General features: G+C 56.1%; 16 protein-coding genes and 1 tRNA gene. 11 read left to right on the top strand and 6 right to left on the bottom strand.

All coding sequences use genetic code 11. From position 1 onward, the window contains the following. Nucleotides 1–261 (top strand): GlsB/YeaQ/YmgE family stress response membrane protein, encoded by a 261-nt coding sequence (locus B3C38_RS00170; protein ID WP_022332398.1) that lies wholly within the window; start codon nt 1–3, stop codon nt 259–261. 2 nt (nt 262–263) lie between these two features. Continuing rightward, nucleotides 264–581 carry a hypothetical protein gene (locus tag B3C38_RS00165; protein WP_022332399.1) on the top strand — a complete coding sequence of 106 codons (318 nt, stop codon included), beginning with the start codon at nt 264–266 and terminating at the stop codon, nt 579–581. Between the two features lie 86 nt (nt 582–667). Here B3C38_RS00165 and B3C38_RS00160 read toward each other — a convergent pair whose 3' ends face one another. From B3C38_RS00160 to B3C38_RS00150, 3 genes are all read right to left on the bottom strand, one after another. After that, nucleotides 668–1354, bottom strand: a complete 687-nt coding sequence (locus B3C38_RS00160) for an SOS response-associated peptidase (protein ID WP_022332400.1) — start codon at nt 1352–1354, stop codon at nt 668–670. Between the two features lie 101 nt (nt 1355–1455). Continuing rightward, nucleotides 1456–1890: a PepSY-like domain-containing protein gene (locus tag B3C38_RS00155; RefSeq protein WP_022332401.1), complete on the bottom strand. Its 435-nt coding sequence runs from the start codon at nt 1888–1890 to the stop codon at nt 1456–1458. Between the two features lie 176 nt (nt 1891–2066). Next, complete coding sequence (locus B3C38_RS00150) at nt 2067–2930, bottom strand: VIT1/CCC1 transporter family protein (protein ID WP_286723955.1); 864 nt, start codon at nt 2928–2930, stop codon at nt 2067–2069. A 346-nt stretch (nt 2931–3276) separates the two neighbouring features. Between B3C38_RS00150 and B3C38_RS00145 the strand changes: the two genes are divergently transcribed. From B3C38_RS00145 to B3C38_RS00105, 9 genes are all read left to right on the top strand, one after another. Continuing rightward, nucleotides 3277–4524, top strand: a complete 1248-nt coding sequence (locus tag B3C38_RS00145) for a spondin domain-containing protein (RefSeq protein ID WP_286723952.1) — start codon at nt 3277–3279, stop codon at nt 4522–4524. 67 nt (nt 4525–4591) lie between these two features. Continuing rightward, complete coding sequence (locus B3C38_RS00140) at nt 4592–4858, top strand: hypothetical protein (RefSeq protein ID WP_286723950.1); 267 nt, start codon at nt 4592–4594, stop codon at nt 4856–4858. Nucleotides 4859–4869: 11 nt separating this feature from the next. Next, entirely contained in the window at nt 4870–5160 is a 291-nt protein-coding gene (locus B3C38_RS00135; RefSeq protein WP_022332405.1) for a hypothetical protein, read from the top strand. A 142-nt stretch (nt 5161–5302) separates the two neighbouring features. Then, a complete protein-coding gene (locus B3C38_RS00130) occupies nt 5303–6274 on the top strand; it encodes a manganese catalase family protein (protein ID WP_117507472.1) in 972 nt (323 codons plus the stop codon). Nucleotides 6275–6386: 112 nt separating this feature from the next. Beyond that, on the top strand, nt 6387–7835 hold the full coding sequence (locus B3C38_RS00125) for an alpha-amylase (RefSeq protein ID WP_174760537.1): 1449 nt from the start codon (nt 6387–6389) through the stop codon (nt 7833–7835). A 200-nt stretch (nt 7836–8035) separates the two neighbouring features. Beyond that, a complete protein-coding gene (locus B3C38_RS00120) occupies nt 8036–8245 on the top strand; it encodes a hypothetical protein (RefSeq protein ID WP_018696429.1) in 210 nt (69 codons plus the stop codon). A gap of 260 nt (nt 8246–8505) precedes the next feature. Then, nucleotides 8506–8593: transfer RNA gene (locus B3C38_RS00115), tRNA-Ser, on the top strand. A 278-nt stretch (nt 8594–8871) separates the two neighbouring features. Continuing rightward, nucleotides 8872–9090, top strand: coding sequence for a hypothetical protein (locus B3C38_RS00110; RefSeq protein WP_286723933.1), 219 nt, complete (start codon nt 8872–8874; stop codon nt 9088–9090). Between the two features lie 160 nt (nt 9091–9250). Next, nucleotides 9251–10036, top strand: a complete 786-nt coding sequence (locus B3C38_RS00105) for a fibronectin type III domain-containing protein (RefSeq protein ID WP_286723931.1) — start codon at nt 9251–9253, stop codon at nt 10034–10036. Between the two features lie 136 nt (nt 10037–10172). On the opposite strand, the gene B3C38_RS00100 is transcribed toward B3C38_RS00105, so the two are convergent. The 3 genes from B3C38_RS00100 to B3C38_RS00090 all read right to left on the bottom strand — a co-directional run bounded on the left by B3C38_RS00100 (nt 10173) and on the right by B3C38_RS00090 (nt 12787). Continuing rightward, nucleotides 10173–10784, bottom strand: a complete 612-nt coding sequence (locus tag B3C38_RS00100; protein WP_055203801.1) for a flavodoxin family protein — start codon at nt 10782–10784, stop codon at nt 10173–10175. A gap of 213 nt (nt 10785–10997) precedes the next feature. Then, complete coding sequence (locus B3C38_RS00095; protein WP_286723854.1) at nt 10998–11900, bottom strand: CotH kinase family protein; 903 nt, start codon at nt 11898–11900, stop codon at nt 10998–11000. Beyond that, nucleotides 11825–12787 carry a BACON domain-containing protein gene (locus B3C38_RS00090; RefSeq protein ID WP_286723851.1) on the bottom strand — a complete coding sequence of 321 codons (963 nt, stop codon included), beginning with the start codon at nt 12785–12787 and terminating at the stop codon, nt 11825–11827. The genes B3C38_RS00095 and B3C38_RS00090 overlap by 76 nt, the downstream gene beginning before the upstream one ends. Between the last annotated feature and the right edge of the window lie 240 nt (nt 12788–13027).

The following is a 13027-nucleotide window of genomic DNA, read 5'->3' as shown; positions in this document are numbered from 1 at the left end:
ATGTATTTCTTATGGTATTTACTCATCGGCCTGGCGGCCGGATGGATCGCCAGCCTGATCTTCAAAGGCAGCGGCTCCGGATTGCTGGTCAATCTGATCGTCGGCCTTGTCGGCGGCATTCTGGGCGGCTGGCTCGTTTCGCTGTTCGGATGGGTGCCGACGGGCACCTGGGGGACTTTCCTCTCCTCCGTCATCGGCGCCATCGTCCTGCTGTGGATCGTATCGCTGTTCACACGGCACAAAACCGTTAAAACAATGTAATTATGGAAAAGTATTCGACAAAAGAGAACGAAACGTATCGGGAACACGCCGAAAAAGCAGTCCACAAGGCGGAAGAACACGGCCAAAAGGCCAGGCACAATCTGCAGGAAAACATGCAGAAGCTGAAGGACGACGCCCAGGAGACCGCCATCGAGGCGGAAAACGAGGCAAAGACGGGTGTCCGCAAAATGGCCGGCAAAATTGAAGAAGCCGGCACGAAGGTCAAAAATGCGGCCAAAGAGGGCATGACCAAAGCCGCACACAAAGTAAAGGAGACGGCCACACAGGCCTCCAACCGGATCAAGGAGAAGGTACACTGAGCCCGGTGGCCCGACATCGAAAAAGAGAAGTCTGAGACTTCTCTTTTTTTGCCGCAATATTTCGGGGAAAGGCCGCCACCGGGAACCTATGCCGGCATGAGAATGCCCGAATCGCCGGAAACTTTGCGCATGAAATCGGGCTGCGCGGGTTCGCAGACCATCATCTGCTCCGGATAGGGTTTCAGCAACGCGGCGATCTGCCCGTCGGACAGTTCCGGATGCAGCCAGCGCTCCTCGTCGCCGTCATGCAGGATAACCGGCATCCGGCAATCCCTGTTGTTGACGTGGCGCATCATCGGATTCGCCTCGGTGGTTATGACCGAATACGTCATTACGACCTCGTCCGAATCGCGGTCGATCCAGCAGTCGAAAACGCCCGCAAGGGCGATGACAGGCCGATCCTTTACCGTCACGTAGTAGGGAGTCTTCTGCGCCTGCCCGTGGTGCCACCCGAAAAATCCGCTCACCGGGATCAGGCACCTCCGCCGGCGGATCGGAACCCGGAACGAAGCGTTTTCAAAAATAGTTTCCGCACACGCGACGACCGTCTGATTGCGGATCGTCACGGTCTGGGCGGCCTTCCCGATCCAATACGGGATCAGCCCCCAGCGGAAATACTGTATCTGCTCGTCTCTGGTAACTACCGGATACGGGAGGTGCGAAAAGGCACATACATGGTATGCAGGTCGGAATTTTCTGACCAGATCGGTTTTACGGCCGAAACGCCGGGCCAGTTCTTCGGCTCCGGCAGCAAGGGAGATATGATAACACATGGCACACGCTGGTTTATCCTGTTACGGCCCGCTGGGCCGACAGCAAAAAAAAGCAGGGAGCACAACTGCGGGCACTCCCTGCGATTTTCACACTGCAAAAGTTATTTCGTCGCTTTCGTGAAGTTACCGTCCTTGTCGAAATCGAGAACCGTCTTGTCCGAAAGCGCTACTTTGTAGCCGTCGGCCGTCGTTTCCATCATGACGATTCGCTGCCCCGGGTAAGTATTGCCTGCATAGGTTTTGACCTTGGCGGGAATCACGGACATCGGAACCGAACCGTTCTTCATGATAATCTGGCTGCAATCTCCGCTGCCGCCTTCGAAGGAGACCTGGTTGCCGCTGTTGAAATAGACGGTGTATTTGTCCCACGACGCCTCGCGATCCATTTCCACGGCCTTCACTTTTTCGCCCGGGAAGTTTTTCTGAATGAATTCCTGCGAATTCTTCGGCAACTTACCGAAATCCACCTTCTGGGGAGCAGCATTCACGGCCAAAGCGATTGCCGCGGATGCGATGAGTAAAAGAATTTTTTTCATAATATAAAGAATTTAAGTGATGATTGACATACGGAATACTTGCAAATGATATTCCATTGAGGTTGAATTTATCGAAAAAATAATCTTCATATTGGAAATCATATATTTAATGGATTTGCCGTACAGTCCGGCATCCTGAGTCCGAACCGGCCGGCTTTTATCGGCGCACGGTTATTCTACATCTCTATGCCCGTAAAATATTTGAGCCCGTAGCCGATCAGAAAACTGATCCCGGCGATGCCGAAACTCAGAAGCGCCATTTCAAAAAAACGCTGCCTGAAACTTTCGCTGCGCACCACGGCGTAATAGTAATTGAACAGGGCTATCACGGTCAATGCGGCCAGAAGCATGACGCTCAATGCCATGACGGCATTCGAAAAAAGCAGATAGGGAATTATCAGAATGGCGACCGTCACGAGGTAGGCGGTTCCGGTACAGAGGGCGGCCCGCAGCGGATGTTTCTCCCCCGTAGCGTCTGATTTGGTCGAAAGGTATTCGGAAGCGGCCATCGAAAGGGCCGCGGCGATACCGGTGATGCTGCCCGTAAGCGCAACGAGCCGCGGTTCGTTCAGCGCAAGCGTGAACCCGGCCAGCGCGCCCGTGAATTCGACCAGAGCGTCGTTCAGGCCCAATACCACCGAACTCATATAGGACAGCCGCATTCCGCCGGCCAGGTTGGTCAGATCCTCCCCGTGGCGCTTTTCCTCCGAAGCGATCCGAATGAACTCCTCCCGCTCGGCATACAGGGAATAACTCGCCTCCGTGCCTTTTTCACACAGCTCCATCTGCCGGACGACAAAAGCCGGCCCCAGCACCCGCATTATCCACACATACCAGAAAACCCGTTTCGGATCGGGAGCCATTTCGCGTCCCGTCCTGCGCTTCAGGATCGCGCAATGCCGTCTTTCGTCGTGCATGATACGCACCAGGGTCTGCCGGCGAACCGGGTCTTTTTCCAGTTCGGCCAGCCGGCGGTAGACTTCGCACAAGGTGGCCTCCTCCCGTTGAAGGTTCAAAAGGTTTTTTGCCGTTGCATCCATATTTGCGTGGTTATTCCGCCCAAAGCCTCCGGCACCGGGAGTGGCGGACGTTACAATCCCGAATCCGCAAAAAATCTGCCGAAACAGCGCCCGAACCACCGCAGGAAGAAGGTTTTACCCCGGCGGACGAGGTCGAAAAAAAATCCACCCTCGCCTTACTGCGTGTTTTGCAGGAATATCCATCCTCCCGCTTTTCCAATCCATCCAAAAGTATTTTTCATGGCATAAATGATGCACGGAACTGCACTGTAAAGGGTGCCGGACAACAAATACGAGCACATACCTTAATATAAAAAACACTTATGGTTTAACCGATTGTTAACTTTATTTAATTATCAATTCCACTATGAAAAAAAAGTACTTTTGCACCGCATTCGCTGCGGCGCTGCTTTTCGCAGGATTCGCTTTTACCGCCTGCGACGACGATGACGACAACAGCGCTCCCGGCACGAAGCCGACGATCAAGTTCGAAAACGTCATCCCGACGAAGAATTACGTCCAGAGCGGCACGTTCGCCGCCGTGGCCCCCGGGCAAACGACGTCGTTCACATTCCACGCAGCCAAAGGGCAGCGCCTGATGTTCGCCGCCATGTATTCCAATTCCAACGACCTGTTCTTCGCCCCGGAGAATCCGGGCATCCAGCTCTTCAACGATTCGGGAGTACCTTATACCGGCATCATTGCCGATGCCGTGAAACTCTGGGACAACGGAACCCGCGTAAACGAACAGCCCGGCCCCGATGTCAATCATCCGGGCGTAGCCCAGGCCGGCGTGGTAACCGAAGTGAAGGGCACGGACTCCGAAGGACACAACTATCTGGCCGCATCGAGCCTGCTCCAGGTGAGCCTGACCTTCGATGCCGCACAGTCGCTGTTCACCTGTACGATCTCCAATATTTCTGCCGGCACGGCGAATGAGACCCCGTTCTCGGGCGGTGTATTCGTCGTATCGAACCTGCTCGACGGCGACCTGGTGATGGACAAACCGTTCTTCAGCGTCGACCAGAAATCAGGCGTGGAGCTGACCAAGCTGGCCGAAGCAGGCAATGTCGACCCCCTCAAATCGCTTGTCGCCGACCAAACGGGAATCATCACCACGCTGCACGGCGCCATCGTAGTGGTTTACGCGGGCAACACCAACCCGATCTACCAGTTGGGACAGAAAGATGCGCAGCTGGGTCTTGCAGCGCTCGCACAGCGCGGCGATCCGGCGCAGCTGAAAGCTTCGCTCGAAAAAGTCCCGCAGGTACGCAAGATCTACACGCTTACGGACACCGTCCTGCCGGGCAAGAGCATGGAATGCACCTATGAGGCTGCGGCCAACGAAAAAGTGGCGTTCGCAACGATGTTCGGTTATTCCAACGACTGGTTCTTTGCAAACGGCCCCGAACTCAATGCCCTGACCAAAGGCGAGGTGACGAGCAAGACCGTCCTGCTTGACGACGGCACGGCCGTAAGCCAGTATCCCGGAGCCGGCAACGCCCAGTTCGTATTCGGCGGCACCCGGATGCCCGAGGACAAAGCCATCAGCGCTGTGGGCGACACCTTCCCGGTTCCCGCCGTGGAAGGGATCGTCAAGATAACGATCTATTAAAGGATCGTCTTAAGTGTCAATTACAACCGGAGCAGTTCCCTGCTCCGGTTTTTAAACCAGCAAAACCATGTCGAACAATCAACCGCAAGAAGGCAACGCCACTGTTGCCGTAGAAAAAAAGACGTCCAAAATTCCCTCGATGGTCTATCTGTGTGCCGGGCTGAGCGCATTGGCAGCCTCCGCCTGCATGATGTGCCGCGGCCGGAAATCCACCGCGCTGCTGGTCGGACAGTGGGCCGCCCCGCTGCTGATCATGGGGCTTTACAACAAGCTCGTCAAGACCGAAGGGCACGACGGATCGGCCACCAAATCACCTATTAAACCGAATCATTAAAAATTACTATTATGAATAAGAATGACAACATGTACGGCGAGAGCCGTGAGCAGGAAAACGAAATGCAGAACAATCCCAGAACCAACGCCAACACGAACGATCTGGACAGCCGGAGCAACAGCGGCGACAACAGCGGCATGCACGCCGGCGGTAGCCAAGGGAGTTCCTACCAGCGGCAGCAGCCGGAGAATTCGTCGCAATACGGCTCCAAGACGGGTTCGTACTGGGAAGAGAAAGGTTCCGACAGGGAACAGAGCGCCGAAAACCGGATGAACGGACAAAATCCGGACAAAAGGCACTAATTACGCCGGCAATGCGGCCGGCCGCAACGGGACGTCCGCAGAAGGCCCGTCCCCGGGAAATACGACCGGGAGTGGAGGCCTCTGCGACGAACCTCCCGGGGAAACCCGGCCTCCGGCATGTTCAACTTAAAACAACGAATCTATGTTTTACCACTCCAAAGAACTCCAGTTCAAAGCGCGGGTATCGAAACCCGATCCCCGCTTCGCACGGCTGCTGCTCGAACAATTCGGCGGCGGCAACGGCGAGCTGAAAGCTGCGATGCAGTATTTCGTGCAGGCCTTCGCCTGCCATAACCCCTATCCGGACAAGTACGATATGCTGATGGATATCGCCACCGAGGAGCTGGGACACCTCGAAATCGTCGGGGCCACGATCCAGATGCTCCTCGCAGGCGTAAACGGCAACCTCAAAGATGCGGCCGAGCGAAACGACGTCTTCGGCGAAGGCATTTCGAAGGACGACTTCATCCATTCGGCCTTTTCGGTCAACCCGCAGTTCGGCGTGCTGACGGGCGGCGGGCCACGCCTCACCGACAGCAACGGCGTCCCCTGGCAAGGCTCCTATGTCAATGCCAACAGCGACCTGACGGTCGACCTGCGCTCGGACATCGCCGCCGAATCGCGTGCCAAGATCGTCTACGAATACCTGATGCAGTTCACCGACGACAAGGACGTGCTCGCGACACTCAATTTCCTGATGACACGCGAAGTGGCGCATTTCCAGCAGTTCGAGGCGGCACTGGACACCATCCAGCCCAATTTCCCGCCCGGTGTGCTGCAAAGCGACCCCCGCTACAGCAATATCTACTCCAACCACTCGATGGGCGAGGATGCCCGCGGGCCGTGGAACGAAGGCGAAAGCATCGGCCTGGGCGAAGAGTGGCTGTATGTCGAAAATCCGCGCCAGCAGGTACTCGAAACCGACGGGCTCACCGAACTCGAACCGCAGGGCACACCCCGCACGGAGGCTTCGGTGCGCAGCGCGGACAAGAAGCTCAGCAAGCAGCGCAGCAGCGAAATCCGCAAGGCTACGCCGGAGAAAAACCTCCAGTGGAGCCAGTACGATTCGCAGGACACGAAAGCGCCCCGGCGCCAGCCGGTCGGACAGGATTGACGCCACCGCCGGCTTGCAGGTCAGAACGCCCCGGGGAAATTCCGGGGCGTTCATCCTGTTTAGCATGTACTTTGCAACGAAAACGCGTAAATATTAAACATATATCGGCTTTATGAAAAACGGAGTAATGATGCAGTATTTCGAATGGAATCTGCCCAACGACGGTAAATTATGGGTGCACCTGAAAGAGGATGCCAAACACCTGCACGACATCGGCATCACGTCGGTCTGGATACCGCCGGCTTACAAGGCCGACGAACAACAGGACGAGGGATACGCCGTATACGACCTCTACGACTTGGGGGAGTTCGACCAGAAAGGCACCGTCCGCACCAAGTACGGCACGCGGCACGAACTGGAAGAAGCGGTCGCGGCGCTCCACGAGAACGGGATAGCCGTCTACCTCGACACGGTGATGAATCAGAAGACCGGCGCCGACTATACCGAGAAGTTCATGGCCTGCGAGGTCGATCCCGAGAACCGCGAGCAAGTGATCGGCGCACCCGTCGAAGTCGAAGGATGGACGGGTTATTCCTTTCCGGGGCGCGGCGACAAATATTCTCCCTTCAAATGGCACTGGTACCACTTCTCGGGAACCGACCAGGTTTACGAGACCGGCAAACGGGCCATCTACCTCATCCAGGGCGAAGGCAAGAAGTGGAGCGAAGGCGTCGACGGCGAGAACGGGAACTACGATTTCCTGATCTTCAACGACGTGGACTTCGACCATCCCGAGGTGGTCGAAGAAATGAAACGCTGGGGCGTATGGATCGCCCAAACGCTCGACGCGGACGGCATGCGCCTCGACGCGCTCAAACACATCAAGAATGCCTTCATCGCCGACTTCATGCACAACGTCCGGGCTTCGCGGGGCAAAGAGTTCTACGCCGTCGGTGAGTACTGGAGCGGCGATTTCGAGTCGCTGGAGGCCTACCTCGACGCCGTAGACCACCAGATCGACCTGTTCGACGCGCCGCTTCACTTCAAACTTTTCACGGCATCGCAGCAGGGCCGCGACTTCGACATGCGGACGCTGCTCGACGACACGCTCGTGCAGAAATACCCCACGCTGGCCGTGACGTTCGTGGACAACCACGACTCGCAGCGCGGCAGCTCGCTCGAATCGCAGGTCAAATCGTGGTTCAAACCGCTGGCGTACGGACTGATCCTGCTGATGAAAGAGGGGTACCCCTGCGTCTTCTACGGCGATTATTACAGCATGAAAGGCGAAGGGTCGCCCCACCGTCCCATCCTCGATATTCTGCTCGATGCACGTCGCTCCCGCGCCTTCGGCGAACAGACGGATTATTTCGACCATCCCAATACGGTAGGTTTCACCCGCTCGGGCGACGCACAACATCCGGATTCCGGCCTGGCACTGCTCCTTTCCAACGGCGAGGACGGCGAAAAAGTGATGTCCGTAGGCGTAATGCATGCCAACGAAACGTGGCATGAGATCACCGGAAGCTACGACGACGAACTGACCATCGGCGACGACGGGAAGGCCCTTTTCAAAGTACACGGAGGCAAATTAGCCGTTTGGGTACGAAAAAAGGATTGATTCGCATAGCATTTCCCGGCTGAGCATCATCCACTTCGGGCTCCGGTAAATATTCCGTAAATATTCGGTATCTATTTTGTGTTGTCAGCTATACCGTACATCCCGGCGGGGAGATGCGGTACAGGCTGGCTTTCAACCGCATGGCTTCGGCCCTTCGGCTGGCGGGCAGCATTTATGTCTCACTTAATTCTTTAAAAGTCATGAAAGAGTCTAACAACAAAACCTCCGGCCATACACAGTCCGGACAAAGTAAATCGGCGGAAAAGTCGTCGCGTACGACCACTTCGCGCACCAGCTCGGCGAGCCGGGGAACCGCAAGCAGCCAGTCGTCCGGTTCAGGGCGTACTTCGCGCAGCAACAATCCCGAAGGCCATAACCAGTACACGAAAAAATCGCAGGACAATCGTTAACAACGCAATTTGTTTTCGATAGTGTGTCGCAAGGGACTGCCTAACAAGTTTAGACAGTCCCGTTTTCATTTTCCACGATGATATGCCTGCCGATGGCGGCCAACGGAAACCGGCTGAATGCGATAACCTCCTGCTGGTTCGGCCGGCTGCGGGCAAACCGCCGCGTTGCACCCGCCCCGGAACCGGGCGCTTGCCCCCTGAAGGAAAAACGGCAATTTTTGGTAAAATCTGAAAATAATTATTACCTTTGCGAACCGAAAGGAGAGGTGCAGGAGTGGTTGAACTGGCCCGCCTGGAAAGCGAGTAAACCCCTAAAGGGTTTCAGGGGTTCGAATCCCCTCCTCTCCGCAGGATGATCCGCCTGACCGCAGGATCGACAGACAAAGACCGACCGGCAAGTCTGTGCTTTTATAAAATCGCCTCTATTACAGATGATAGAAATCTGTAATAGAGGCGATTTTTCATTTCAGACCTGTCAGACTACCGATCCGTCCGACGTCGTTCCCGCACAAAACACATACGGCAGCCTGAAATGAACAGAAAACCCTCCGTTCCAAACGAACGGATAAACAATATATTAGCATCGCAAACAAAAACATCCATTATCTACCTAAATTCAGTTTATTATGAAAAAACTATTTCTTTGTTTCGCACTGGTGGGAATGGCATCGACACTATGTGCACAAGAACGCGGCGACATGCTCGTTTCCGGATCGCTTTCGTGGAGTTCGTCCAGTACGAAGACCACCGTTATCAAACAAGACGGCGACAACAAAGTATCCAATCGGGACTTCTCGCTCGCCCTGAACGTCGGCGCGACGATCGCATTCAATTACTATTTCTGATACGTACGACAACAGCCGGATGTTTGGCCCCATCCCCTGCCGCCCCCGGAAGCGGCAGGGGAATAATTCCGGGCCGAAGCTCCGAAACAATGTAACAATTTATCGTAAATAGAAAACCCAACGACTCAAACACCCGGGAAATCATAAACAAACGGAACCGATGAAACTAATCAATATTGCCAGATCCATATTGGTAATCGGATACGTCATGCTTGTATCGTGCAGCAGCGACGAAGGTAGAGAAAGCGGCAATGGGCCGCAGGCAACCGGCCATGAACTCGAACGGCAACTCCTGGACACACATTGGAAACTGGCCAGGGAAACCAAAGTAGAAGACGGCACTGAAAAGGTTCTGAATAACCCCTACGTATTGAATACAATAACATTTTCGGGCGCAACCGACCGCGCATGGCACTACCTGTACCTGAACAACACCCATTCAGGCTGGTGGTGGATCGACGGGGAAATGATCCGTTGCCAATGGGACACGGGAGACCCCAAGACGAACGGAGCATACAGCACGGCCTTCGGCTTCGGACACAGCCGCATCGGAAAAATGACGGACTCGGAACTGATAATGATAGCCGACTACGACACGTATAGCAACTATTTCTATTATGTGTCAACTTCCGGAAGCGGATCGGATCCGGGCTCCCCGGCAGAAAAGCCCGATATCGGGTTTTACGATTTTACGGCGACCAAAACCTCGGTAACCGTAACCTATAAGATTTACAACAAGGATGAAGCGAAGGTTTCGGACGCCAAGATATATTACGGCACCACATCCGATCCGACGAGGGGCAAAAGCGCCACCGTAACCGGCAGCCTCATCAAAGCGACGATCAGCGGCCTGAAAGCCGGGACGACCTATTATGTAAAGTGCCAGGCGACGGGTGCCAGCGGTACGACGACGAGCGAAACGAGCCGGGTCATAACAGCCTATTAGAAGATGGAAACCAACATTGCCGGCCAGGCAATCCTCGACAACTATATCATAAAAAAGGAATTGGCAACGACTAACGGTCGTTGCCAATTCCTTTTCTGTGCACTCTGCTCCATCCTGAAATCCAGCCCCGCGGCGGTCAGCGGATGAAATGCGTCCACTCCCGTTCTTCGGGCTCCGGGGCCAGACGGGGGCCGACACCGGCCTTCAGCAGTTGCGCCATGTTCCTCGCCAGCACCCGCATCGTCTGCAAGCCTTCGGCATCTTCGTGCGCCTCGCCCGGCACCCGTCCGTGCACGCTGTTCCAATATTGCGACGACACGACGGGCATATTCGAAATCGTAAAATACTTGTTCAGGCGATCGAACGTCGCACTCGCCCCGCCACGGCGACAGACAGCCACGGCTGCGGCAGGCTTGTAGGCCAGATCGCGGCCGCACGAATAAAACACGCGGTCGAGCAGCGCGCAAAGCGAACCGTTCGGCCCGGCATAATAGACCGGCGAGCCGACCACAAGGCCGTCGGCCTCGGCAAGCTTCTCCCGCACGGCGGTATACACGGCATCGGAAAAGACGCAATGCCCCAGTTCCGCACATTTCCCGCAGGCGATACAACCCTGCATGGCCCTCGTCCCGATGTGGACGATCTCCGTCCCAATGCCTTGGGCTTCGAGCGTCCGGGCAACCTCGGACAAGGCGATAAAAGTGTTCCCCTCCCTGTGGGGGCTGCCGTTTATAAGCAATACTTTCATAGTGGTAATGTTTGTGTCCATGCAAAGATAGTTTTTTTGGCATAACATACACCGCTGCATGTTCCCTGCCGGACGGGACTCCCCGCCCGGAGTCCGCCCGGCATATCGCACCCTGCGCATCGGGAGAGGGGGGGGGCACCCACAGGCAGCATTCCGCAGCCGGAATGCCCCGGGAAAAACAGGGCGGCATCCTGTGCCGCCCTGTCCGTTGCCCTAATCCTGAAAAGAGGCCCGGTCGAGCCAGTCGAGGCGCGCCGTCAGCCACTCCTTCATCGCCCGAACCTCCTGCCGGAACGCGGTTTTCACCTCGCTGTCCGCCGCTCCCTCCGGTTTCAGGTTATGCCACAGCCGGTTATCTTCGACGACCGAAGCCTCGGCATAGGCGGCCTCGCCGTCCACCTGCGCCAGGATGACGGCGAGGTTGGACTTGAAATAGCCGATGCGTTCCTTGACTTTCCGCACGAAGGCCGGATCCTGCAGCATCCGCTCGAACCACGGCGATTCGCGGTTCCAGTACCCTTCGGGGCCGCGCCCGTCCGTACCGTTCCACTTCGTATTGCCCATGCAGATGTCGAAATCCCAGATCGGCCCCATGTTCAGCTTCCCGCCGGGCGCGATATTCATATAGCAGCTCGTATAGAGCGACGCGTCGTTGGTCTTGGTGATCTCGCTGATCACGTACCAGTCCACATACGTATCGACGTTCAGGTACTTGGCATACCCCGTTTCGGGATCGGCGAAATCCGCACCATAGAGGGCATTCTCCGCTTCGTTGACGTAATTCCTGATCCATTCGTATTGCGGGCTCCCGGGCTCCACGTCGGGGTCTTTGATATTCATCAGGATACGCTCCGTGCGGAAATAAACGTCGTCCGGATCCAGGCGGTCGAGCTGGTCGGCCTCGAGCAGGTATCCCTCGTCGGTCACGTTCACCCGGTCTTCGGAGATCTTCATGTGCTCGCAAAGCTGGTAGGTGCCGTTGTAACGGTCATTGAGGAAAACATCGACGAAATGGGTGGTCGGCGTAAACTCCAGACAGCTCAGGCGGCCGATCGCATAGGCCGTCGCATTGCGTATCCCGCAGGCGTTGTCCATATAGTTGGCCAGCAGCACCACGACTTGTCCTTGGGTTCGCCCAACAGGGACTGTTTCTTGCCGAACTTCAGCCGGTAAGGTTTCTTCGGCATGCCCCACGTACTGTTCCCGCGCCCTTTGATATTGACATCGCCCCTGAAAACACCCGACGGACGGAGCCCGTTGTTATCCACGACTTTAAGCGACGCGGCCACATATTCCTCCTTCGAGACGACCGGTATTCCGCCGGTGTCGATATAAACCACGGGCAGCCCCGTGAAGCTGACCAGGCTGACCCTGTATTCCCGCTCCTCGCCGCCTTTGTTCCTGACCGTCAGCACGACCGGGCCCGAAAAATCCACCTCGGTTTCTCCGCTGGCGATCTCCTGCGACCCCATATAAACCCCCTCGCCTTCGAATTCGAACTCGGGGACGAGCACCTTGTTCTCCACCACGAATGAAGTCCTGCCGGAAATAATGCCGTCACCGACCTCCAGCACCACATCCTGCGGCAATTTCGCCGCATTCGCCGCCGTCCGGAACCGGAACGACTTGATGACGGGCGAGAGTTCTTCCGCGGCCCCCTGCGTCACCGTAACGGTTTTCACCGTCCCGTCCGCCCCCGTCAACGTAATCAGTGCCTCACGGCCCTCGAGGGAGTTGTTGCCATCCACGCCGACCTTAAAGGTCTTTCCCTCGCACGGCTCGTTCAGGACATCCGCGCCCAGCACGTAACACCACTCGGCACTGACCCGGAGGCGCCATTGCTGCGGGCAGGAAACCACCAGGTCGAGGGTCGATTTCCCGGCCGGGAAATCGAGGGTTTCCGTAGATAACCGTATTCCGGGAGCGGGGTCGTCGCCCTCTCCGCACGCCTGCAGGGCAAAGAACACCGCCAGCGCGGCAACGATGCCGATCAGTTTTTTCATAATTCTAAATTTGAGATTAAGTCGAGGCACAATTGAAACCCGTAAAAATCAAAACTACACAAATATAACCATAATTATGAAAAAACGCGGCACATGTCAGAAATAATAAACAAGCCGCAACTGCCTGTCGTCAGAAGCGGCTGCAAGGCACCGCCACCCCTTCGCAGGATTCCGGCCGGGCCGGGAAAACCGGGCACAAAAAAAGGGGATTCTTTCTGAACTGCACCCCAAAAGTTGGAC

The sequence above is a fragment of the Alistipes sp. UBA1686 genome (genome assembly GCF_002320215.1).
GTDB lineage: Bacteria > Bacteroidota > Bacteroidia > Bacteroidales > Rikenellaceae > Alistipes > Alistipes onderdonkii.
The sequence above is the reverse complement of the archived record's forward strand: the minus strand, read 5'-3'. Positions and strand labels throughout refer to the sequence as shown.